At 68.8% G+C, this 23293-nt stretch carries 17 protein-coding genes and 1 tRNA gene; 13 read left to right on the forward strand and 5 right to left on the reverse strand.

The genetic code is table 11. The annotated features are described in order from the left end of the window. Positions 1-89 precede the first annotated feature (89 nt). On the reverse strand, positions 90-1829 hold the full coding sequence (locus tag ABD932_RS08230) for a lytic transglycosylase domain-containing protein (protein ID WP_345010138.1): 1740 nt from the start codon (positions 1827-1829) through the stop codon (positions 90-92). Between the two features lie 336 nt (positions 1830-2165). Here ABD932_RS08230 and ABD932_RS08235 point away from each other — a divergent pair, with 336 nt between their 5' ends. Continuing rightward, positions 2166-3044, forward strand: coding sequence for a DUF4184 family protein (locus ABD932_RS08235; protein ID WP_345010140.1), 879 nt, complete (start codon positions 2166-2168; stop codon positions 3042-3044). Positions 3045-3634: 590 nt separating this feature from the next. Here ABD932_RS08235 and polA read toward each other — a convergent pair. Continuing rightward, entirely contained in the window at positions 3635-6361 is a 2727-nt protein-coding gene (gene polA, locus ABD932_RS08240; protein WP_345010142.1) for a DNA polymerase I, read from the reverse strand. Between the two features lie 179 nt (positions 6362-6540). Between polA and ABD932_RS08245 the strand changes: the two genes are divergently transcribed. The 9 genes from ABD932_RS08245 (at position 6541) to ABD932_RS08285 (ending at position 17150) form a co-directional block, all read left to right on the forward strand. Beyond that, positions 6541-8820, forward strand: coding sequence for an FdhF/YdeP family oxidoreductase (locus ABD932_RS08245; protein WP_345010146.1), 2280 nt, complete (start codon positions 6541-6543; stop codon positions 8818-8820). Between the two features lie 53 nt (positions 8821-8873). Continuing rightward, a complete protein-coding gene (locus ABD932_RS08250) occupies positions 8874-9362 on the forward strand; it encodes a hotdog fold thioesterase (RefSeq protein ID WP_126391308.1) in 489 nt (162 codons plus the stop codon). Positions 9363-9537: 175 nt separating this feature from the next. Further along, positions 9538-10410 carry a trypsin-like serine protease gene (locus tag ABD932_RS08255; protein ID WP_345010151.1) on the forward strand — a complete coding sequence of 291 codons (873 nt, stop codon included), beginning with the start codon at positions 9538-9540 and terminating at the stop codon, positions 10408-10410. A 147-nt stretch (positions 10411-10557) separates the two neighbouring features. Beyond that, positions 10558-10968, forward strand: coding sequence for a hypothetical protein (locus tag ABD932_RS08260; RefSeq protein ID WP_345010153.1), 411 nt, complete (start codon positions 10558-10560; stop codon positions 10966-10968). 482 nt (positions 10969-11450) lie between these two features. After that, the gene (locus ABD932_RS08265) at positions 11451-12680 is read left to right on the forward strand and encodes a branched-chain amino acid ABC transporter substrate-binding protein (protein WP_425587421.1); all 1230 of its coding nucleotides are present in this window, start codon (positions 11451-11453) and stop codon (positions 12678-12680) included. A 114-nt stretch (positions 12681-12794) separates the two neighbouring features. Continuing rightward, entirely contained in the window at positions 12795-13724 is a 930-nt protein-coding gene (locus ABD932_RS08270) for a branched-chain amino acid ABC transporter permease (RefSeq protein ID WP_345010155.1), read from the forward strand. 23 nt (positions 13725-13747) lie between these two features. Then, entirely contained in the window at positions 13748-15559 is a 1812-nt protein-coding gene (locus tag ABD932_RS08275) for a branched-chain amino acid ABC transporter permease (RefSeq protein ID WP_345010492.1), read from the forward strand. 5 nt (positions 15560-15564) lie between these two features. Continuing rightward, entirely contained in the window at positions 15565-16437 is an 873-nt protein-coding gene (locus tag ABD932_RS08280; RefSeq protein WP_345010157.1) for an ABC transporter ATP-binding protein, read from the forward strand. After that, positions 16434-17150, forward strand: a complete 717-nt coding sequence (locus tag ABD932_RS08285; RefSeq protein WP_345010159.1) for an ABC transporter ATP-binding protein — start codon at positions 16434-16436, stop codon at positions 17148-17150. The genes ABD932_RS08280 and ABD932_RS08285 overlap by 4 nt, the downstream gene beginning before the upstream one ends. A gap of 94 nt (positions 17151-17244) precedes the next feature. Here ABD932_RS08285 and ABD932_RS08290 read toward each other — a convergent pair whose 3' ends face one another. Continuing rightward, the gene (locus ABD932_RS08290; RefSeq protein WP_345010161.1) at positions 17245-17901 is read right to left on the reverse strand and encodes an ANTAR domain-containing response regulator; all 657 of its coding nucleotides are present in this window, start codon (positions 17899-17901) and stop codon (positions 17245-17247) included. A 101-nt stretch (positions 17902-18002) separates the two neighbouring features. Between ABD932_RS08290 and ABD932_RS08295 the strand changes: the two genes are divergently transcribed. Beyond that, positions 18003-18085: transfer RNA gene (locus ABD932_RS08295), tRNA-Leu, on the forward strand. Positions 18086-18173: 88 nt separating this feature from the next. Next, complete coding sequence (locus tag ABD932_RS08300) at positions 18174-18962, forward strand: helix-turn-helix domain-containing protein (protein ID WP_345010163.1); 789 nt, start codon at positions 18174-18176, stop codon at positions 18960-18962. Between the two features lie 43 nt (positions 18963-19005). Here the strand turns inward: ABD932_RS08300 and pyk are convergent, their stop codons facing one another. Together pyk and ABD932_RS08310 are read right to left on the reverse strand one after the other, a co-directional pair. Then, positions 19006-20442, reverse strand: a complete 1437-nt coding sequence (pyk, locus tag ABD932_RS08305; protein ID WP_345010165.1) for a pyruvate kinase — start codon at positions 20440-20442, stop codon at positions 19006-19008. Positions 20443-20600: 158 nt separating this feature from the next. Beyond that, entirely contained in the window at positions 20601-21314 is a 714-nt protein-coding gene (locus tag ABD932_RS08310; protein ID WP_345010167.1) for an SIMPL domain-containing protein, read from the reverse strand. Positions 21315-21465: 151 nt separating this feature from the next. Between ABD932_RS08310 and ABD932_RS08315 the strand changes: the two genes are divergently transcribed. Then, on the forward strand, positions 21466-23271 hold the full coding sequence (locus ABD932_RS08315; RefSeq protein WP_345010169.1) for a bifunctional metallophosphatase/5'-nucleotidase: 1806 nt from the start codon (positions 21466-21468) through the stop codon (positions 23269-23271). The last annotated feature ends 22 nt before the right edge of the window (positions 23272-23293 follow it).

A 23293-nucleotide genomic window follows, 5' to 3' on the forward strand; every position in this document is an offset into this window, starting at 1 on the left:
CGGGCGAGATGAGAACAGGTTGCGCACATGAACAAAGGGCGCCCTGTCCGCCGTAGCGGAAGGGCGCCCTCGGTCCTATTCCCCGGTGGCTACGCGCTCGGGCTCGCCGACTCCGAGCCGGACGCCGACTCCGACGGGGTCGGGCTGGGCGACGTCTCGGCCGCCGCCACCTTCAGCTCGACGGTCAGCGTCGCGCCGCCCGCGGTGTTGATGCGGAGCAGGAACGTGCCGGTGGTGTCGTCGGCGTAGAGCTTGGGCAGCTTGAGCAGGCCGTCAGCGTCCGTCTTCAGGTCGGTGAGGGTGCGTACGACCTTGCCGTCGGCGTCCTTGAAGTAGGGGCCCTTGTCGTTCTCGGTCGGGTCGTCCGCCGACTTGATGAGGGTGGCGGTGGCCGCGACCTTGTCCGCGACGGCACCCTTGTAGGTCGCCTTCAGCTCGACCTGGTCGGCGAATTCGCCGCCCGGGGTGCAGGTCAGCGCGGTGTCGCTGGTGCGGGTCAGGGTGTCGGCGGCACGCTCGGTGACCGTGGCCGTGTAGTCGAGGCCGGCGATCATGCGGCCGACGACGGTGGCGCGGACGACGAACTCGCCCGTGTTCTCGCCCGCCTTCAGCGCCGGCGCCACCGCCTCGCCGGTGCTGCCGGTGAGGGTCGTGGCGTACTTCTCGCCGGTGCTGAAGGTGGCGTCGGTGGCGCCGATGATGGTGAAGCGGACCCGGACCTTCGCGATGCCCTTGCCGGCTTCGGTCTCGGCGCGGGTGCTGACCTTCTCGGTGAAGGTGTCGCCCGCCATCGCGGTGAGCCTGGCGGTGCCCGCGTCCTCCAGGTGGTCCACCAAGTCGGTGGGGGTGGGAGGCGGGGTGGTGCTCGGCGGGGTCGTGGTCGGCGGCTTGGGGTCGGTGGAGCCGCCGTTGTCGCCGGGCTTGGGGCTGCTCGGCGCCGACGGGGTCGAAGGGGTCGTCGGAGTGCCGGGCGACGTCGGCGTCGGGCTCGCGCCCGCCGTGTCGTCGCTGCGGTCGGACGGGAGGGTGCCGGTGCCGTCCGGGATCTCGTGGGTGCCCTTGCGGTAGTACTCCAGCCACGACAGGACGAGGTTGAGGTAGTCCCGCGAGTTGTTGTAGCTGAGGATCGCGCGGTCGAGGTCGCCCTGGGTGGACAGGTCCCAGCCGAAGCGGCACAGGTAGTGGCCGGCGGCGAGCGCGGCGTCGTAGATGTTGTTGGGGTTCTTCTCGCCGTCGCCGTTGCCGTCGCGGCCGGCCCATGCCCAGGTGGAGGGGATGAACTGCATGGGCCCGACGGCGCGGTCGTAGGAGCTGTCCCCGTCGTAGGCGCCGTTGTCGGTGTCGCTGATGTTCGCGAAGCCGTTGCCGTTGAGCTGCGGGCCGAGGATCGGGGAGAGCGTGTTGCCGTTTGCGTCGACGCGGCCGCCGCGGGCCTGGCCGGACTCGACCTTGCCGATGGCGGCGAGGAGTTGCCACTCCAGGTTGCAGCCGGGCTTGGACTCCTTGAGCGAGGCCTCGGCCTTCTTGTACGCGTCGAGGACGGTCGCGGGGATGCCCGCCTCGCTGGCGCCCGGGGTGACGGGGGTGCTGGTGGTCGGCGAGGGGTTGGGGCTGTTGAGCGGCGGCAGGTCGGTGTAGTAGGGCGAGTTGCCGGTCGCGCTGTCCTCGGCGGGCGTGTCCGCGGAGGGCTGGGTTCCGGTGGTGATCTTTCTGCCGGCGTCGTCGGTCGTCACGCCCGGAGCCTGGGACGCGGCCAGTGCCGCGACCACGACCGCGGCCACCGTGGTGTTCACCGCGCCCTTGCGGAGCCTGCCGAATTGCGCCGCCATGAAATGGACCCCTCCCGTGGACGCCCGAGCGCCCGCCTCTGTCTGCCGGGCTCGCCGTGTCGTGCTCGCCCCTGTAGTGACGATCGACTCGCCGCGACAGTTGCCCTCGCGGCACTCATTCCTTCGCTGTTCATCTGTTCGGCCGCGTTCCCTCGGCACGGCGACCCAGGCGACCCTACGACAACTTCCTTTGCGGGGGCACCCGTTCGTGCCCGATTTTTACCGGTTGGCCATGTGTGAGCCATGGGTCCGGGCCGAGGGCGACCGTCCCGCATACTGGCTTCGCCGACGAGCGGGGCAGACCGGCCCCGTCAACACCCCGCGCGAGGAGCCCCGTTGCCGTTCACGCTCAGCCATGCGGCGGCCGTACTGCCCGCCGTACGCACCGACGGAACCGGCCGAGGCGCACTGGTACCTGCCGTACTGGTGGCGGGTTCCTTCTCTCCCGACATGACCTATTACGCGGCGAGTGTCCTGCCCGAGGCGATGGAGTTCGGCGATGTCACGCACTCGTTCGCGGGCGTGTTCACGGTCGACGTGGTGATCGCCTGGGCGCTGGTGGGCCTGTGGCTGCTGCTGCGTGAGCCGCTGGTGGCGCTGCTGCCGGTGCGGCGTCAGGCTCGGGTGGCGACGCTGCTGCGCTGCGGGGCGCCACGCGCGCGTGTACGTCCGTCGCTCGCGGTGCGGTGGTACGTCTCGGCCGCGCTCGGTTCGCTGACGCATGTCGTGTGGGACGCGTTCACGCATCTCGACCGCTGGGGGATGCGGGTGTTTCCCGTCCTGGGCGAGGAGATCGCGGGGTCGCCGCTGTACTGGTATCTGCAGTACGGCGGTTCGGCGGTCGCCGCGGCCGTCATCGCCGCGTTCGTGGTCGTGGCGCTACGGCGGACTCCCGCGGCCGCGCCGCTCGGAGTGCCGGTCCTTTCCGTACGGGACCGGTGGCTGGCCGGTGCGGTGATCGGCGGGCCGGCCGTGGTGGCGGCGGTGCAGCGGGCGGTGCGCTGGTGGGAGTACTGGGGGTCGACCGCCGAGTACTGGGAGCTGATTCCGACGCTGTGCTTCGGGGCGGGCGCGGGGCTCGTGCTGGGGCTGCTGCTGTACGCCGTGGGCGTCAGGGTGTGGCGTCCGGTCCGGGGCCCTGGTGACGCGGGTACGGATGCGGATTCGGGTTCGGATGGGGCCGGTCGGGAGCCGAGCCGTCCTGGGGCTCGCTGAGGGTGGCGGCGGTCGCGATGAACACGGTGACCGTGCGGACGGGACGGGACCGCGGGAGCAGGGTGCGGGCCAGCGCCAGGTAGCTGTGGGCGAGCTCGGCCCAATCCTGCGCCCGATGAGGGAGGCGATGCCGGAAGGTTGCCGCCTTGTGCCGCAAGGTGCTCATCAGGTCGGCCGGGATGCGGGCGGTGCTTGCGCCGGCGGCGAAGGGTGGGGCCGACGGGTGGGCCGTGGTGGGGGCGTCGCCTGCGGTGTTCGCGTTCGCCGGTGCCGGGGCCGTCCGGCGGTTGAGCGTGCGTATACCCATGACCGCATCCTTACGGGCGGCGGTGGTGGGGGGCGCTTTTGCGGGGGCCACGAGAGTGACGGGCCCTCCGGGGGTTCGGCCGGGGCCCCTGCGTTTGCCGGGTGCGGTGAAATTCGGGGCTGCGGGTTCGTTGTGGCCGGTCGCGCCCACGCGGCGGAGCCGCATACCGATACAGCCCCGCGCCCCTGGGGGCGCTGCAGTCCCGCTCCCCCAGAAGCGCACGGAAATGCCGGACCGGTTGGGGAACCGGCCCGGCATCGCCATGTGGCTCCGGCGCCGGCGGCTAGTGGGCTGCCGACTCCCAGTCCGGCCCTGCGCCCACCGAGACGCCCAGGGGGACGCTGAGGTGGACCGCGTCGGACATTTCCCGGCGGACCAGTTCTTCCGTGGCCGCGCGTTCGCCGGGGGCGATTTCCAGGACGATTTCGTCGTGGACCTGCAGGAGCATGCGGGAGGTGAGGTTCGCCTCGCGCAGGGCCCGGTCGACGTTGAGCATGGCGATCTTGACGATGTCCGCCGCCGTGCCCTGGATGGGGGCGTTGAGGGCCATGCGCTCGGCCGCCTCGCGGCGCTGGCGGTTGTCGCTGTTGAGGTCGGGGAGGTAGCGGCGGCGGCCGAAGAGGGTCGCCGTGTAGCCCGTCGCCCGTGCCTCGTCGACGGCGCGGCGCAGGTAGTCCCGTACGCCGCCGAAGCGCTCGAAGTAGGCGTCCATCAGGGCGCGGGCCTCCCCCGCGTCGATGTTCAGCTGCTGTGAGAGGCCGAAGGCCGAGAGGCCGTACGCCAGGCCGTACGACATCGCCTTGATCTTGCGGCGCATCTCCGCGTCCACCGCGTCGGGTTCCACCGCGAACACCTGGGAGGCGGCCGTTGTGTGCAGGTCCTCGCCCGAGGTGAACGCCTCGATCAGGCCCTCGTCCTCGGAGAGGTGGGCCATCACGCGCAGTTCGATCTGGCTGTAGTCCGCGGTCATCAGGGACTCGAAGCCCTCGCCGACCACGAAGCCCCGGCGGATCGCCCGGCCCTCGTCGGTGCGGACCGGGATGTTCTGCAGGTTCGGGTCCGTGGAGGACAGGCGGCCCGTCGCGGCGACCGTCTGGTTGAACGTCGTGTGGATCCGGCCGTCCGTCGCGATCGTCTTGATCAAGCCCTCGACGGTGACGCGCAGCTTCGCCTGCTCGCGGTGGCGGAGCATGATGACCGGCAGTTCGTTGTCGGTCTGGGTGGCGAGCCAGGCCAGGGCGTCGGCGTCCGTGGTGTAGCCGGTCTTCGTCTTCTTCGTCTTGGGCAGGGCCAGTTCGCCGAAGAGGACCTCCTGGAGCTGCTTGGGCGAGCCCAGGTTGAACTCGCGGCCGGCCGCCGCGTGCGCCTCCTTCACCGCCTGCTGGACGGCGCCCGCGAACATCTGCTCCATGGCCTCCAGATGGGCCCGGTCGGCCGCGATGCCGTGCCGCTCCATACGGGCCAGCAGGGCGGAGGTCGGCAGCTCCATGTCACGGAGCAGGTCCGCGGCGCCGACCTCTTCGAGGCGGCTTTCGAAGGCCTCGCCCAGGTCGAGGACCGCGCGGGCCTGGATCATCAGGGCCTCGGCCTCGGCGCCGTCGTCCGCACCGAAGGCCAGCTGGCCGTCGGCCGCGGCGGCGGGGGCCAGCTCGCGGTGCAGGTACTCCAGGGACAGCGCGTCCAGGTCGAAGGAGCGGCGGCCCGGCTTGACCAGGTAGGCCGCGAGCGCGGTGTCCATGCGGACGCCCTCGATGCTCCAGCCGTGCTCGGCGAAGACCCGCATCGCGCCCTTGGCGTTGTGGAACACCTTCGGCTTGGCGGCGTCGGCCAGCCAGGCCGCGAACGCCTTCTCGTCGGTTTCGTCCAGCTGCGACGGGTCGAACCAGCCGGCCGCGCCGTCGGCCGCGGCCAGGGCGACCTCGGCGACCGAGCCGGTGCCCAGCGCCCAGGTGTCGACGGTGGCCACGCCGAGGAGCTCGCCGCCGTGCTCGGTCAGCCAGGGGGCCAGCTCGCCCGTGCCGAGCACCGAGCCGTCCAGCTCCACGCCCTCGGTGACGACCGGGGTGGCCTCGGCCTCCTCGGCTCCGGGGTCGACGCCGAAGAGCCGCTCACGCAGGGACGGGTTACGGATCTCCAGCGTGTCCAGGACCATCGCGACGGCCTTGCGGTCGTACGGCACGCGCGCGAGGTCGGGGACGGTCCTGGGCAGCTCGACGCGCCGCTCCAGCTCGGTCAGCCGGCGGTTGAGCTTGACCGACTCCAGGTGCTCGCGGAGGTTCTGGCCGGCCTTGCCCTTGACCTCCTCGACGCGCTCGACCAGCTCCGCGAACGAGCCGAACTGGTTGATCCACTTCGCGGCGGTCTTCTCGCCGACGCCCGGGATGCCCGGCAGGTTGTCGGACGGGTCGCCGCGCAGGGCCGCGAAGTCGGGGTACTGGGCGGGCGTCAGTCCGTACTTCTCGAAGACCTTCTCCGGGGTGAAGCGGGTCAGCTCGGAGACGCCCTTGGTCGGGTACAGGACCGTCGTGTGCTCGCTGACCAGCTGGAAGGAGTCGCGGTCGCCGGTGACGATCAGCACGTCGAAGCCTTCGGCCTCGGCCTGGGTGGCGAGCGTGGCGATCACGTCGTCGGCCTCGAAGCCGTCGACCGCGAACCGCGAGACGTGCATCGCGTCGAGCAGCTCGCCGATCAGCTCGACCTGGCCCTTGAACTCGTCCGGGGTCTTGGAGCGGTTCGCCTTGTACTCGGTGAACTCCGCGGAGCGCCAGGTCTTGCGGGACACGTCGAAGGCCACCGCGAAGTGGGTGGGCGCCTCGTCTCGCAGGGTGTTGGCCAGCATCGACGCGAAGCCGTAGATGGCGTTCGTCGGCTGGCCCGTCGCGGTCGTGAAGTTCTCCGCGGGCAGCGCGAAGAACGCACGGTAGGCCAGCGAGTGCCCGTCCATGAGCATCAGGCGGGGCCGGCTGCCGCCGGGGTGGTTTTCGGTCTGCTTCGATGCTGTCTCTGCCACGCCCCCGATCCTGCCACGCCCCACTGACACTCGGTCCCCATCGGGGGTACGGCTCCGGGAAGGGGGTTCGCGACGGGGCGCAGAGGGGCGGGCGGGTGCCGGGCCCCCACCCCCGTTGTCGGTCCCGCGTGCGAGGATCGGAGATGTACCTCACACGTGTACACGAAGGGGAATGCGCGATGGCCACCAAGCCGCCCAAGGGTGATCCGGTTCAGGACGCGCCGCAGGTCGCCGAGCCGCAGCACGCGGCGGCGGGGCTGCCTGCCATCGGCCACACCCTGCGTATCGCGCAGCAGCAGATGGGCGTGAAGCGGACCATGCTGACGCTGCTGAGCGTCAACCAGAAGAACGGCTTCGACTGCCCGGGCTGCGCCTGGCCGGAGCCGGAGCACAGGCACAAGGCGGAGTTCTGCGAGAACGGCGCGAAGGCGGTGGCCGAGGAGGCGACCCTGCGCCGGGTCACCCCGGAGTTCTTCGCCGCGCACTCCGTCGCCGACCTCGCGACCAGGAGCGGTTACTGGCTGGGGCAGCAGGGGCGGCTCACCCACCCCATGTTCCTCGCCGAAGGGGGCACGCACTACGAGCCCGTCACCTGGGAGCGTGCCTTCGACATCATCGGCGAGGAGATCACCGCCCTCGGCTCCCCCGACGAGGCCGTCTTCTACACCTCCGGGCGCACCAGCAACGAGGCCGCGTTCCTCTACCAGCTCTTCGCGCGCGAACTCGGCACCAACAACCTGCCGGACTGCTCGAACATGTGCCACGAGTCGTCCGGGTCGGCGCTGAGCGAGACCATCGGCATCGGCAAGGGCAGCGTCCTGCTGGAGGACCTCTACAAGGCCGACCTGATCATCGTCGCCGGCCAGAACCCCGGCACGAACCACCCGCGCATGCTCTCCGCCCTGGAGAAGGCCAAGGCCAACGGCGCGAAGATCATCAGCGTCAACCCGCTGCCCGAGGCCGGCCTGGAGAAGTTCAAGAACCCGCAGACCCCGCAGGGCATGCTCAAGGGCGCCGCGCTCACCGATCTGTTCCTGCAGATCCGCATCGGCGGCGACCAGGCCCTGTTCCGTCTCCTCAACAAGCTGATCCTCGAGACCGAGGGTGCCGTCGACGAGGAGTTCGTCGGCGAACACACCCACGGCTACGAGGAGTTCGCCGCGGCCGCCCGCGCCGCCGACTGGGACGAGACGCTGACGGCGACCGGCCTCACGCGCGCGGACATCGAGCAGGCCATGGCGATGATCCTCGCCTCACGGCGCACCATCGTGTGCTGGGCGATGGGTCTCACCCAGCACAAGCACTCCGTGCCGACCATCCGCGAGGTCGTCAACTTCCTTCTGCTGCGCGGCAACATCGGCCGCCCGGGCGCGGGGGTGTGCCCGGTGCGCGGTCACTCGAACGTGCAGGGCGACCGCACGATGGGCATCTTCGAACGGCCCGCCCCGGCGTTCCTGGACGCCCTGGAGAAGGAGTTCGGCTTCGCGCCCCCGCGCGAGCACGGCTACGACGTCGTACGGGCCATCCGCGCCCTGCGTGACGGCGAGGCGAAGGTCTTCTTCGCGATGGGCGGCAACTTCGTGTCCGCGACGCCGGACACCGACGTCACCGAGGCGGCGATGCGGCGTGCGCGGCTGACCGTGCACGTGTCGACGAAGCTCAACCGCAGCCACGCCGTCACCGGCGCCCGCGCGCTGATCCTGCCGACGCTGGGCCGCACCGAGCGCGACCTCCAGGGCAGCGGCGAGCAGTTCGTGACGGTCGAGGACTCCATGGGCATGGTGCACGCCTCCCGGGGCCGCCTGGAGCCCGCGAGCACGCATCTGCTGTCGGAGCCGGCGATCGTCTGCCGGCTGGCACGCCGCGTGCTGGGCGAGGGCAGCCGCACGCCCTGGGAGGAGTTCGAGAAGGACTACGCGACGATCCGGGACCGTATCGCCCGGGTGGTCCCCGGCTTCGAGGACTTCAACGCGCGCGTGGCCCGCCCCGGCGGCTTCACCCTCCCCCACGCCCCGCGCGACGAGCGGCGCTTCCCGACGGCGACGGGCAAGGCCAACTTCACGGCGGCCCCCGTCGAGTACCCGGAGGTTCCCGAGGGGCGGCTGCTGCTGCAGACCCTGCGCTCGCACGACCAGTACAACACCACGATCTACGGCCTGGACGACCGCTACCGGGGCATCAGGAACGGCCGCCGGGTCGTCATGATCAACCCCGAGGACGCACAGCGGCTGAACATCGCGGACGGCTCGTACGTCGACCTGGTCGGCGAGTGGAAGGACGGGATCGAGCGGCGGGCGCCCGGCTTCCGGGTCGTGCACTATCCGACGGCCCGGGGCTGCGCGGCGGCGTACTACCCCGAGACCAACGTCCTCGTGCCGTTGGACGCCACCGCGGACACCAGCAACACCCCGGCCAGCAAGTCCGTCGTCGTCCGTCTGGAACAATCGGCCACCGACTGAGCGTTTGCTCAGTCGACCTTTGCCGACTGAGCACGACGAACGGAGCCGGACCCATGGGCGAGCAGCAGCACGTGAAGTTCCCGCAGGAGGTCATCGACGAGTACGCCGCGCTCGGCGTCGACCTGCCGGCCCTGTTCTCCGCCGGACACCTCGGCACGCGCATGGGTGTCCAGATACTGGAAGCCTCTGCCGAGCGCGTCGTCGGGACCATGCCGGTGGAGGGGAACACCCAGCCGTACGGGCTGCTGCACGGCGGCGCGTCCGCGGTGCTCGCCGAGACGCTCGGCTCGGTCGGCTCCATGATGCACGGTGGCAGCTCCAAGATCGCCGTGGGCGTGGACCTGAACTGCACGCATCACCGGGGCGTGCGCTCCGGGCTGGTGACCGGCGTGGCCACGCCGGTGCACCGGGGGCGCTCCACGGCGACGTACGAGATCGTGATCAGTGACGAGCAGGACCGGCGGGTGTGCACCGCCCGGCTGACCTGCCTGCTGCGGGACGTGCGCCCGGGCGACGGGGAGCACGTCCGCGGGGCGAGCTGAACGCGCCAGGTCACAGGCGTCGTACACCACCCGTACAGCCGTCCACAGCCCGCACATAGGGAAAACCCTGGGGAGGCGGTCGCGCCCTTGTCGCCGCCGCCCTCCGGGCGCTTCACTTGCCCCACCCCCCCCCCACAGGAGAACACCCACGCTCACCTGCAGAAGGGCCGTTCTTTTGTCAGCCATACGCGCCACCGCCGTCACCGCGGCGTCCTGTGCGGCCGTGCTCGCCACCGCACTGCCGTCCTCGGCGATCAACTCGTACAACGCGACGCCCGCCCCCGAGCGCACCGAAGTAGGCGCACTGGTCGCCACCTGGGACAACGACGCAGACCCCGCGACCCCCGACCGGGTCGACTGGGTCTGCTCCGGCACCATGATCGACGCGGACACCTTCCTGACCGCCGCGCACTGCACCACCGACTGGCCCGACAACGTGAAGTTCTACGTGTCCCTCGACCAGGACGTGCAGGCCGGCCTCGACGCCGCCGCGAAGAAGTACCCCGGCGACCCGGCCGCCCAGGCGAACGCCGTCGCCGTCCAGGGCGTCGCACACAGTCACCCCGACTACCCGGGCCCCGCGTCCGACACCCACGACATCTCGGTGATCGAACTGCCGGGCGCGTCGGTCAAGGCCCGCTGGACCTTCACCCCGGCCACCCTGCCCACCGCGAACCAGCTCGGCGCGCTCGGCCCGCAGGCGCTGAACTCGACCGACTGGACCGTCGCCGGATACGGCACCCAGGAGGCGCAGCGCGGCCCCGGCGGTCACACCCACCCCGGCGGCGGCGTCCGCATGAAGGCGCCCGTCACCTACAACGCCCTCAACGGGACCTGGGTCCGCCTGGGGATGACCGCACCGCAGGGCAACGGCGGCGCCTGCTACGGCGACTCCGGTGGCCCCAACTTCGCGGTGATCGGCGGCAGGAACGTCCTCGCGGCCACCACCATCACCGGCGACGGCCCCTGCTACGCGACGAACGTCGTGTACCGCCTGGACACCCCGAGCGCCCGCGCCTTCCTGTCGCCCTTCGCGAAACTGCCGTAGCTCCACGGCAGTCGACAGCTCCACGCCGGTCGACCCTCCGCCGGATGCCCATAGCGCCGTTGCTCCCGGGCATCCGGCACCGCGCGGTCAACCCCCATACATTTCCCTGCCGTTGAACCCGAGCACCCGGCGGCATACCGTCGTGCCATGACCACGGGAGGAGCGCGCCTGAAGGGGGCACTGCTCGGACCGGCGCTGCTGACCGCCGCCCTGACGGCCGGATGCGGCGGCCAGTCGGGCGCTGGGGACGATGCGAGCGAGACCCGGGCGAGCGCCAACTCGCCCTCCCCGTCGGCGACTTCGCCCGCGCAGCTGTGCACGCGGCTCATCGGATACTGGTCGCGCCGGGCGATGACCGGTGACACGTACGGCGACTACCAGTCGATGGGCCTGTCCGACGGCCAGTACGAGATCCTCCGCCAGGTCGTGGACGCCGCCCGGGCCGAGCGCGGGCACGCGGACGCGACCGCGGCCGACCGGCTGATCGACCGCCGGGCGCGCGAGCTGTGCGAGGAGCGGTACCGAAACGGCGAGCCGACCGGAGGACCATGGGGCTGAGCGAGGCAATACCGATTCCGTTTTTCGTGCCCCATACACGAAAAGCGCCGGAGAACACCTGAAAACTTTCCCAGCTGTAACTCTGCGTAATACGGCTGCAATACAGGCCCATGGATCTCCCGTAGGGAGCCACCTTCCCACAAGCCCACGGAGCCCGTCAGGTAGCCTTCAGCAACGACCCCGGTAATCACCAAAACATGTGAACACTCGTGAAGACGCTACGCGCGAACGCTGCGAGTTCTCACTATGCGGACAGGGCGAATCGGCTGGAAATCCACTCTTCCCCCCACGGAGTACCGCTCTGTGTTACCCCGTGTCATAACAAGAGCGTCACAGCCTTGGTCAGAGCCTCCTCCATGTTCCCCACACGCGCTTAGAGTCACCGCCAGTCACCGAGCCACCGGATTCGAAGCCACTTCGGCCCAGCGCTCGACTCGGCGCGTTCCACGGGGAGCCGCCGTGCCAGGGAAAGGACCTGATTCGTGCGTCAACGTTCGATCATCGCAATAACCGCCGTGCTCGCGGCGGGATCGCTGACACTCACGGCTTGTGGGTCGCGTGACGAGGGCGGCAACAGCAGCAACGGCGACAAGACCACTGTGGTGATCGGCCTCGACGCCCCGCTGACCGGCGACCTGTCCGCACTCGGCCTCGGCATGAAGAACTCCGCCGACCTCGCCGCCAAGACGGCCAACAAGGAAGAGTTCGTCAAGGGCGTCGAGTTCAAGATCGAGTCTCTCGACGACCAGGCTCAGCCCTCCGTCGGCCAGCAGAACGCCCAGAAGTTCATCAGCAACAAGGACGTCCTCGGCGTCGTCGGCCCGCTGAACTCCAGCGTCTCGCAGCAGATGCAGAAGCCGTTCAACGACGCCGGCCTGACCCAGATCTCCCCGGCCAACACCGGCACCGAGCTCACCCAGGGCGACGGCTGGAAGACCGGCGACTCGGTCCGCCAGTTCAAGACGTTCTTCCGCACCGCCACCACGGACGAGATCCAGGGTGCCTTCGCCGCCGACTACCTGTACAACCAGGCGAAGATCAAGAAGGTCTACCTGATCGACGACCAGAAGACCTACGGTGCAGGCCTCGCCGCCTCCTTCAAGACGAACTTCACCAAGTTCGGCGGCCAGATCGTCGGCAGCGACCACATCAACCCCGACGACCGTGACTTCAACGCCGTGGTCGCCAAGATCAAGAAGACCGGCGCCGAGGCGCTGTACTACGGCGGCGAGTACCCGGCCGCGGCCCCGCTGAGCCAGCAGCTCAAGGACAGCGGCCAGAACATCCCGCTCATGGGCGGCGACGGCATCTACTCCGGCGAGTTCCCGAAGCTGAACAAGAAGGCCGAGGGCGACCTCGCCACCTCCGTGGGCGAGCCCGTCGAGAAGCTCGACTCCGCCAAGACGTTCATCAAGAACTACGAGGCCGCGGGCTACGAGGACGCCTACGAGGCCTACGGCGGCCTCACCTACGACGCCACCTGGGCCATCATCGAGGCCGTCAAGCTGGCGGTCGAGGGCAACGACGGCAAGGTCCCGTCCGACGGCCGCAAGGCGGTCCTGGACGCCATGGCGAAGGTCAAGTTCGACGGCGTCACCGGCGCCATCTCCTTCGACGAGTTCGGTGACACCACCAACCACACCATGACCGCGTACAAGGTCAAGAGCAACGCCTGGGCGCCGGAGTTCAGCGGCGAACCCAAGCTTGGCTGAGCAGAGGACGAGTAAAGAACCCTCCCCCATCACACATTGATCCAGGCCGCGCGGGAACGCCCACCAGCGCTCCCGCGCGGCGCCATATCCGAACCACTCCACGGAGGCCCTGCGGTGAACGAACTGCCGCAACAGCTGGCCAATGGACTCATCCTCGGCGCGATGTACGGACTCATCGCGATCGGCTACACGATGGTCTACGGCATCGTCCAGCTCATCAACTTCGCCCACGGCGAGATATTCATGGTCGGGGGCTTCGGCGCCCTGACCGTCTGGTTGGTTCTCCCCGAAGGCTTCGGCCTCGCAGCCGCCGTCCCGCTCATGATCATCGGCGGCATCCTCGTCTCGGTCGCCGTCGCCACCGCGGCGGAACGCTTCGCCTACCGGCCACTGCGCACAGCGCCACGGCTGGCCCCCCTCATCACCGCCATCGGCCTGTCCATCGTCCTCCAGCAGGCCGTGTGGATGTGGTACCCCGACGCGAAGAAGGACCAGCCCTTCCCGCAGTTCGAAGGCGGCCCCATCGACGTCCTCGGCGCCAACATCCAGCGCGGTGACCTCTTCGTCCTGATCGCCGCCCCGCTGTGCATGCTCGCCCTCGGCCTCTTCGTCACCAAGACGCGCTCCGGCCGCGGCATGCAGGCCACCGCCCAGGACCCCGACACCGCCAAGCTGATGGGCATCAACACCGACCGCATCATCGTCATGGCGTTCGCCATCGGTGCCGCGTTCGCCGCCATCGCCGCCGTCGCCTACGGCCTCAAGAACGGCCAGGTCGGCTTCCGCATGGGCTTCCTGATGGGCCTCAAGGCCTTCACCGCAGCCGTCCTCGGCGGCATCGGCAACATCTACGGCGCCATGCTCGGCGGCGTCGTCCTCGGCGTGGCCGAGTCCCTGGCCACCGGCTACATCGGCGACATCCCCGGCATGGAACTCTTCGGCGGCGGCGCCTGGAAGGACGTATGGGCGTTCGCACTGCTCATCCTCGTCCTCCTGTTCAGGCCACAGGGCCTGCTCGGCGAACGCGTCGCGGATCGGGCGTGATACCCATGACCTCCGAGACCCCCATGGACAAGAGCACCGACACCACCAAGGTGTCCACGGCCCCGGCCACCCCGATCATCCCGCTGCCGCACGCCGCGGCACGCGCGCTGACCGTCGCCGGCTCCGCCATCGCCCTCATAGGCACCTTCCTCGCCTGGACCTGGACCGATGAGTTCCCAGGCAACCTCACCGTCACCGGCTACCCCGGCGGCCTCCAGGTCCTCACCCTCGTCGGCTCCGTGCTGACCCTGCTGTTCGCCCTCTCCGGCTACGGCATCCGCGGCCTCGGCTGGCTCACCCCCGGCGGCAAGAACAGCCCCGTCCTGCTCGCCGCCCTCGGCGTGTTCGGCACCACGGGCTACGCCATGGGCGCGATCAGCCAGGAGCTCGGCGGCCTCGTCAACCTGGAGCCCGGCGCCTGGGTCTCCGGCATCGGCGCGCTCGTCGCCGTGATCGGCGCCCTCGGCCTCCCGGTCGACCAGCCCTACGACGCGGGAGACCCGACCCCGAACCTCTGGGGCCGAGTACGCCACTCACTCACCGCACCCGAGCCCAGCCGCGCCAAGGACCTGCCCTCCTGGGCGGAGATCCTGATCATCGCCGCTGGCTTCGGCCTCGGCCTGTACGTCTTCGCGTACGGCATCGGCACCGAGTACTCCGAGCTGTTCATCGGATTCCTCATCATCACGGCCTTCGGCTTCACCGCCATCACCCGCGCAGGCCTCCTCAAGCGGCTCTCGGCACTCACCGCCAAGCACCGCAACGTGACCATGGCAGCCGCGTTCGTCGCGGCGATCTGCTTCCCGTTCACCCAGACCAACGACCAGTTCGCCCTCATCGGCGCGAACATCCTCATCTTCGCCACGGTCGCCCTGGGCCTCAACGTCGTCGTCGGCCTCGCCGGCCTCCTCGACCTCGGATACGTCGCCTTCCTCGGCGTCGGCGCCTACGCCGCCGCCCTGGTCTCCGGCTCCCCGCAGTCGAGCATCGGCGTCGAATTCCCGTTCTGGGCGGCCGTCCTCACCGGCGCCGCCGCCTCGCTGATCTTCGGCGTGGTGATCGGAGCCCCGACCCTGCGACTGCGCGGCGACTACCTCGCCATCGTGACGCTCGGCTTCGGTGAGATCTTCCGCATCACCATGAACAACCTCAACGGCAACAGCGGACCGGACGTCACCAACGGCTCCAACGGCATCCCCAACATCCCGGACCTGGAGATCTTCGGGTTCAACCTCGGGCTGCCGCACGACGTCCTGGGCACCGAGCTCACCCGCTCCGGCAACTACTACCTGCTGATGCTGCTGTGCACGGCCATCGTCGTCCTGGTCTTCCGCCGCTCGGCGGAGTCCCGCATCGGCCGCGCCTGGGTCGCCATCCGCGAGGACGAGACCGCCGCCACCGCGATGGGCATCAACGGCTTCCGCCTCAAGCTCCTCGCATTCGCCCTCGGCGCCGCCCTCGCCGGTCTCGCGGGCACCGTCCAGGCACACGTCTCCTACAGCGTCACCCCCGAGCAGTACCAGTTCGCCGGCTCCGTGCCGCCGAACTCGGCCTTCCTGCTCGCCGCCGTCATCCTCGGCGGCATGGGCACCATCAGCGGCCCGCTGATCGGCGCCGCACTGCTCTACCTGATCCCGGCCAAGCTCCAGTTCATGGCGGAGTACCAGCTGCTGCTCTTCGGCATCGCGCTGATGCTGCTGATGCGCTTCCGCCCCGAAGGCCTGGTCGCCGACCGCAGGAAGCAGCTCGAATTCCACGAGACCGGACAGCTCGACGTACCGGAGGACAAGCCATTGCCCGAAGGCGCGACCGGCGTCGCGAAGGCAGGGGCGTGACCGCCATGACCACCACCACGACCGCACCCACCGCCACGACGGTGCTCGACGCGAGCGGTGTCACGATGCGCTTCGGCGGCCTGACCGCCGTCCGCGACGTCGACCTCACCGTGAACACCGGCGAGATCGTCGGCCTCATCGGCCCCAACGGCGCCGGCAAGACGACCTTCTTCAACTGCCTCACCGGCCTGTACGTGCCGACCGAGGGCAAGGTCGCCTACAAGGGCACCGTCCTGCCGCCCAAGCCCCACCTGGTCACCCAGGCCGGCATCGCCCGTACATTCCAGAACATCCGGCTCTTCGCCAACATGACCGTTCTGGAAAACGTACTGGTCGGACGGCACACCCGCACCAAGGAAGGCCTCTGGTCCGCCCTCCTGCGCCTCCCCGGCTTCAAGAAGGCCGAAGAGGAGTCCCGCGCCCGAGCCATGGAACTCCTCGAGTTCACCGGCCTCGCCGCCAAGGCCGACCACCTCGCCCGCAACCTGCCCTACGGCGAACAGCGCAAGCTGGAAATCGCCCGGGCGCTCGCGAGCGAGCCCGGTCTGCTCCTCCTCGACGAGCCCACCGCAGGCATGAACCCGCAGGAGACCCGGGCGGCCGAGGAACTCATCTTCGCCATCCGGGACAAGGGCATCGCCGTCCTCGTCATCGAACACGACATCCGGTTCATCATGAACCTCTGCGACCGGGTCGCCGTGCTGGTCCAGGGCGAGAAGATCGTCGAGGGCCCCGCCGAGGTCGTCCAGGCCGACGAACGCGTCATCGCCGCCTACCTGGGCACGCCCTTCGAGGGCGCCCCGGGCGAGGCCGAAGCCGCCGAAGTCGAGGCTGCGGAGGCCGACGCGCAGAGCAGCACGGAAGGAGACGACAAGTGACCGCACTGCTCGAGGTCGAGGACCTCAGGGTCGCCTACGGCAAGATCGAAGCCGTCAAGGGCATCTCGTTCAAGGTGAACGCGGGCGAAGTCGTCACCCTCATCGGCACCAACGGCGCCGGCAAGACCACGACCCTGCGCACCCTGTCGGGCCTCCTCCAGCCACTGTCCGGCGACATCCGGTTCGACGGCAAATCGCTGAAGAAGATCCCCGCCCACAAGGTCGTCTCACTGGGACTCGCCCACTCCCCCGAGGGGCGGCACATCTTCCCCCGCATGACGATCGAGGACAACCTCCGCCTCGGCGCCTTCCTCCGCAACGACAAGGAAGGCATCGAGAAGGACATCCAGCGCGCCTACGACCTCTTCCCCATCCTCGGAGAACGCCGCAAGCAAGCCGCGGGCACCCTCTCCGGCGGTGAGCAGCAGATGCTCGCCATGGGCAGGGCGCTGATGTCCCGGCCGAAACTGCTCATGCTCGACGAGCCCAGCATGGGCCTCTCCCCGATCATGATGCAGAAGATCATGTCCACCATCCAGGAGCTCAAGTCCCAGGGCACCACCATCCTGCTCATCGAGCAGAACGCCCAGGCCGCGCTCTCCCTGGCCGACCACGGCCACGTCATGGAGGTCGGCAAGATCGTCCTCTCCGGCAGCGGACAGGACCTCCTGCACGACGAGTCCGTGCGGAAGGCGTACCTGGGCGAGGACTGACCGCCCCTACGGTGCATACGACGAGGCCCGCGTCCCCGACTGGGGGCGCGGGCCTCGCTCATACGCTCGACGTCAGCCCTTCACGGGCCCGGAGTCAGCCCTTGGCGGACTTCTTCTCCTCGGCATCCTGAATGACGGCCTCGGCAACCTGCTGCATGGACATCCGACGATCCATGGACGTCTTCTGGATCCAACGGAACGCGGCAGGCTCGGTCAGCCCGTACTCGGTCTGCAGGACGGACTTCGCCCGGTCCACCAGCTTCCGCGTCTCCAGACGCAGAGTGAGGTCCGCGACCTCCTTCTCCAACTCCTTCAGCTCCGTGAACCGCGACACGGCCATCTCGATCGCCGGCACGACGTCACTCTTGCTGAACGGCTTCACCAGGTACGCCATCGCACCGGCGTCCCGGGCCCGCTCCACGAGGTCGCGCTGCGAGAACGCCGTCAACATCAGCACCGGGGCGATGCTCTCCTCGGCGATCTTCTCAGCCGCCGAAATACCGTCCAACTTCGGCATCTTGACGTCGAGGATGACAAGGTCGGGCCGGTGCTCACGGGCCAGCTCAACGGCCTGCTCACCATCACCGGCCTCACCGACGACGGTGTACCCCTCTTCTTCGAGCATCTCTTTGAGATCGAGCCGGATCAACGCCTCGTCCTCGGCAATGACGACACGGGTCGTCAGCGGAGGCACGTGCGACTTGTCGTCGTCGGGCGCGTCTACGGGCTGGGGCGACTCGGGGGCGGTCACGGGGGCTCCTTGTTGCGGGCCGGGCAGGTGCTGCTGCCTATGCAGCCTACCCAGAGGCGGGGAACTACGGTGACCCGGTATGCTTCCGATCAGCCAGTCCTGCCGGGTTGGTGGAATGGCATACACGGATGTCTCAAACACATCTGCCCGAGAGGGCTTGCGGGTTCGAGTCCCGCACCCGGCACTGCTTGATCAGGAAGCGGATGTCCACGTTCTCGTGAACATCCGCTTTTTGCTACGCATCGTCGCGATCACTCACTCAGAGTATCCGTATGAATTTTCACGGTACTGAGGTTCGACAGAGGGTGCTCACACTCTTGCGCGACGGAGCACGGAACGCTGACGTGGCTCGCCAGTTCAATATCCCGCTCGGCACGATCGGTTACTGGAAGCACACGGACCGGGCGAAACGCGGCGAGTGTCCAGGGAAACACGACCCGAAGTGCCCACGGTGCGATGGCCGGGACCTCGACGAAGCGGCGTACAGCTACCTGCTCGGGCTCTATCTCGGGGACGGCCACATCAGTCACTACTCCGCGCACCGCGTACCCAACCTAATGATCACCTGCACCGAATCATGGCCCGGCCTTATGGACGACTGCGAGCAGGCCATGCGGGCGGTTTTCCCCGAGAACTCCGTCTGCCGCGTCCGCAAGATCGGCTGCCGCAACGTGAAGGTGTACTCGAAGCACCTCCACTGCCTGTTCCCCCAGCATGGCCCCGGCAAGAAGCACGAACGATCGATCGTCCTCGAACCCTGGCAGCAAGCCATCGTCGATGCCCACCCCTGGGAATTCATCCGCGGCCTCATCCACTCCGACGGCTGCCGCATCACCAACTGGACGACTCGCATGGTCGGCGGTGAGCGCAAGCGCTACGAATACCCGCGCTACTTCTTCACCAACGTGTCCGACGACATCCGCCGCCTCTACACCGACACCCTCGACAAGCTCGGCATCGAATGGAAGCACTGCACCCGGAACGGCAACCCGTACAACATCTCCGTCGCCCGCAAAGCCTCCGTAGCCCTCATGGACACCCACGTAGGCCCCAAGCACTGACCCACACAGCAAAGGGCCCCTCCTCAAGAGGGGCCCTCGCCTGCTACTTCGGACTGTCGTCCTCCCCGATGTGATGCACCCGCACCATGTTCGTCGAGCCCGACACCCCAGGAGGCGATCCCGCCGTGATGACCACCGTGTCACCCTTCTTGCAGCGGCCGTACTTCAGCAACAGCTCATCCACCTGGTCGACCATCGCATCCGTCGACTCCACGTGCGGGCCCAGAAACGTCTCCACTCCCCACGTCAGATTCAGCTGCGAACGCGTCGCCGGTTCCGGCGTGAACGCCAGCAGCGGGATCGGCGAGCGGTAGCGGGACAGGCGGCGGGCGGTGTCGCCGGACTGGGTGAAGGCGACCAGGAACTTGGCGCCCAGGAAGTCGCCGATCTCGGCGGCCGCACGGGCCACCGCGCCGGCCTGGGTGCGGGGCTTGTTGCGTTCCGTCAGGGGCGGGAGGCCCTTCGCGAGGATGTCCTCCTCGGCGGCCTCGACGATCTTCGCCATCGTCCGGACCGTCTCGATCGGGTACTTGCCGACGCTCGTCTCGCCGGACAGCATCACGGCGTCCGTGCCGTCGATGACGGCGTTCGCGACGTCCGATGCCTCCGCGCGCGTCGGGCGTGAGTTGTCGATCATCGAGTCGAGCATCTGCGTCGCCACGATCACCGGCTTGGCGTTGCGCTTGGCGAGCTTGACGGCGCGTTTCTGGACGATGGGGACCTGTTCCAGCGGCATCTCCACGCCCAGGTCGCCGCGGGCGACCATGATGCCGTCGAAGGCGGCGACGATGTCGTCGATGGCGTCGACGGCCTGTGGCTTCTCCACCTTGGCGATGACCGGGAGGCGGCGGCCTTCCTCGTCCATGATGCGGTGGACGTCCTCGATGTCGCGTCCGGAGCGGACGAAAGACAGCGCGATGACGTCGAAGCCGGTGCGCAGGGCCCAGCGCAGGTCGGTCTCGTCCTTCTCCGACAACGCCGGCACCGACACGGCGACGCCGGGGAGGTTCAGGCCCTTGTGGTCGGAGACCATGCCGCCTTCGATGACGGTGGTGTGGACGCGTGGGCCGTCGATGGAGGTGACCTCCAGGCAGACCTTGCCGTCGTCGACGAGGATGCGTTCGCCGGGGGTGACGTCGTCGGCGAGGCCGGAGTAGGTGGTTCCGCACTGGTGGCGGTCGCCGTCCGTGCCCTGTTCCACGGTGATGGTGAAGGTGTCGCCGCGTTCAAGGAGTACGGGTCCTTCGGTGAAGTGGCCGAGGCGGATCTTCGGGCCTTGAAGGTCGGCGAGGACGCCGACGCTGCGGCCGGTCTCGTCGGAGGCCTTCCGCACGCGCTGGTAGCGCTCCTCGTGATCGGCGTGGTCGCCGTGGCTGAGGTTGAATCGGGCGACGTCCATTCCGGCGTCGACCAGTGCCTTTATCTGGTCGTACGAGTCGGTGGCGGGTCCCAGGGTGCAGACGATTTTCGCTCGGCGCATGTTTCGACTCTATGACTTACCGGCGGGTAGAGAATTGGTCCAGCGTGACTACTCAACAACCTTTGCGTGAAGGGCTATTGACAAGGGTTGAATTGTGCGGCGGGGTGCTCCGATGAGCGTTCGAGACACCCCGCCGGGGTGGTCACAGGTGAACGTGGTCACAGTTGCGGCGGCGTCATCGTGAATCGCGCGTTCACTTGGGCGTGGACGTGCTGCCGTTCGGGTTCGAGGTCGAGCGGGGCTGCCGCGGTGTCCTCGGCGGCGGCGTAGGCCATGGAGCGCATGCGACCGCCGGGGGCCTGCGGGTAGGGGGCGTTCTCCGCGCCGATGTCGGCGAGTTCCACCAGCGCGGCCAGGGAGCTCCCGAGCGCCCCCGCGTACTCCCGCGCGCGTTGTACCGCTTCTCGTACCGCCTGTTGCCTCGCCTCCCGGTGGGCCGGCGAGTCGGGGCGCAGGGCCCACCAGGGGCCGTCCACGCGGGTGAGTTCCAAGTCGGCCAGTCGCGTGGTGAGTTCGCCGAGTGCCGTGAAGTCGGTCAGTACGGCGGTGATGTGGACGCGGCCGTGGTAGGCGTGGACGCGTTCGCCGCGGCTCTTGTCCTTGAGTTCGGGGCTGATGGAGAAGGCGCCGGTCTCCAGTCGCTCGACGGCGTCGCCGTAGGTCTTGATGAGGTCGAGGACGGAGGTGTTGCGGCGGGTGAGGTCGTCCAGGGCGGCGCGTCGGTCCTTGCCGCGGGAGGCGACCGTGACGCCGATCCGGGCGATCTCCGGGTCGACCTCCAGGTGGGCCTCGCCGCGGACGGCGATGCGGGGGGCGTCGGGGGTGCCGTAGGGGACGGCGGGCTGTGGGTCGTCCGTTGCGGAGCTGGTCATACGTCCCACTCTGTCACCCCTTGGCGCGTTAGGGGCCCGGGAGTTCACAGCTTCGGTCACCAGATCGAAACCTGCGGGGTCTGTTGCTTCTCGCCATGCGCAGGTCAGAATCTACGCGCGTTGTTGACCATCCCCCTCAGGAGAAGCACTCATGCCGTTGGACCGCCGGAAGTTCCTGAAGAAGTCCGCCGTGACCGGAGCGGGGGTGGCGCTGGCCACCACGGCGGCCGCCCCGGCGGCCCAGGCCGCGGAGACGGCGAAGGGCTCCCGGCCCGCGAAGCGGTACGCGCTGACGGTGATGGGCACGACCGACCTGCACGGCAACATCTTCAACTGGGACTACTTCAAGGACACGGAGTACGCGGACGCCAAGGGCAACGCGAAGGGCCTGGCGCGTGTCTCGACGCTGGTGAACCAGGTCCGTGCGGAGAAGGGCCGCCGCAACACGCTGCTCATCGACGCGGGCGACACGATCCAGGGCACTCCGCTGACGTACTACTACGCGAAGGTCGACCCGATCACCGCGAAGGGTGGTCCGATCCATCCGATGGCGGCGGCGATGAACGCGATCGGGTACGACGCGGTGGCCCTCGGCAACCACGAGTTCAACTACGGCATCGAGACGCTGCGCAAGTTCGAGGAGCAGTGCGACTTTCCGCTGCTGGGTGCAAACGCGCTGGACGCGAAGACGCTGAAGCCCGCCTTCCCGCCGTACTTCATCAAGAAGTTCTGCGTGCCGGGCGCTCCTGACGTGAAGGTCGCGGTCCTCGGTCTGACGAACCCCGGCATCGCGATCTGGGACAAGGCGTACGTCGAGGGCAAGATGGTGTTCCCGGGTCTGGAGGAGCAGGCGGCGAAGTGGGTGCCGAAGCTGCGTTCGATGGGTGCGGACGTCGTGATCGTGTCGGCGCACTCGGGTTCGTCGGGGACGTCGTCGTACGGTGACCAGCTGCCGTACATCGAGAACTCGTCGGCGTTGGTGGCCCAGCAGGTGCCGGGCATCGACGCGATCCTCGTCGGGCACGCGCACACGGAGATCGCGGAGCTGCTGGTCACGAACGAGAAGACGGGCAAGACGGTCGTGCTGTCGGAGCCGTTGTGCTACGCGCAGCGGCTGACCCTGTTCGACTTCGAGCTGGTCCTCGTCAAGGGCCGCTGGACGGTCGAGTCGGTGAAGGCGACGGTGCGCGACTCGAAGACGGTCGCCGACGACCCGAAGATCACCAAGCTGCTGAAGGACGATCACGACATCGTCGTGGAGTACGTCAACCAGGTCGTGGGCACGGCGACCGAGAAGCTGACGACGGTCGAGGCCCGCTACAAGGACGCCCCGATCATCGACCTGATCACCAAGGTCCAGGAGGACGTGGCCAAGGCGGCGCTGGCGGGCACGGAGTACGCCTCGCTGCCCGTCATCTCGCAGGCTTCGCCCTTCTCCCGCACCTCGGAGATCCCGGCCGGCGACGTGACCATCCGGGATCTGTCGAGCCTGTACGTGTACGACAACACGCTGGTCGCGAAGCTGATGACGGGCGCGCAGATCAAGGCGTACCTGGAGTACTCGGCGGAGTACTTCGTGCAGACCGCCGCCGACGCGGCCGTCGACGTGGAGAAGCTGACGAACGCGAACAACCGCCCGGACTACAACTACGACTACGTGTCGGGGCTGTCGTACGAGATCGACATCGCCCAGGCGGCCGGTTCGCGGATCAAGAACCTGTCCTACAACGGTGCCGCGCTGGACGGCGCGCAGAAGTTCGTGTTCGCGGTGAACAACTACCGGGCCAACGGCGGCGGCGCGTTCCCGCATGTCGCGTCGGCTCAGGAGCTGTGGTCGGAGTCGACGGAGATCCGCACCCGGATCGCGGAGTGGGTGACCGCGAAGGGCGTGCTGGACCCGAAGGAGTTCGCGTCGGTGGACTGGAAGCTCACGCGGAACGGCACGCCGGTGTTCTAGACCCGGAGCCGGGTCTTGCCCG

Origin of the sequence: Streptomyces shaanxiensis (assembly GCF_039537145.1) — a bacterium.
Lineage (GTDB): Bacteria > Actinomycetota > Actinomycetes > Streptomycetales > Streptomycetaceae > Streptomyces > Streptomyces shaanxiensis.

Coding starts and splice junctions, on each gene's coding strand:
- ABD932_RS08260 (WP_345010153.1), top strand. CDS start 10,558: ATGACCACGGGAGGAGCGCGCCTGAAGGGGGCACTGCTCGGACCGGCG.
- ABD932_RS08245 (WP_345010146.1), top strand. CDS start 6,541: ATGGCCACCAAGCCGCCCAAGGGTGATCCGGTTCAGGACGCGCCGCAG.
- ABD932_RS08250 (WP_126391308.1), top strand. CDS start 8,874: ATGGGCGAGCAGCAGCACGTGAAGTTCCCGCAGGAGGTCATCGACGAG.
- pyk (WP_345010165.1), bottom strand. CDS start 20,442: ATGCGCCGAGCGAAAATCGTCTGCACCCTGGGACCCGCCACCGACTCG.
- ABD932_RS08315 (WP_345010169.1), top strand. CDS start 21,466: ATGCCGTTGGACCGCCGGAAGTTCCTGAAGAAGTCCGCCGTGACCGGA.
- ABD932_RS08300 (WP_345010163.1), top strand. CDS start 18,174: ATGAATTTTCACGGTACTGAGGTTCGACAGAGGGTGCTCACACTCTTG.
- ABD932_RS08230 (WP_345010138.1), bottom strand. CDS start 1,829: ATGGCGGCGCAATTCGGCAGGCTCCGCAAGGGCGCGGTGAACACCACG.
- ABD932_RS08275 (WP_345010492.1), top strand. CDS start 13,748: ATGGACAAGAGCACCGACACCACCAAGGTGTCCACGGCCCCGGCCACC.
- ABD932_RS08310 (WP_345010167.1), bottom strand. CDS start 21,314: ATGACCAGCTCCGCAACGGACGACCCACAGCCCGCCGTCCCCTACGGC.
- ABD932_RS08280 (WP_345010157.1), top strand. CDS start 15,565: ATGACCACCACCACGACCGCACCCACCGCCACGACGGTGCTCGACGCG.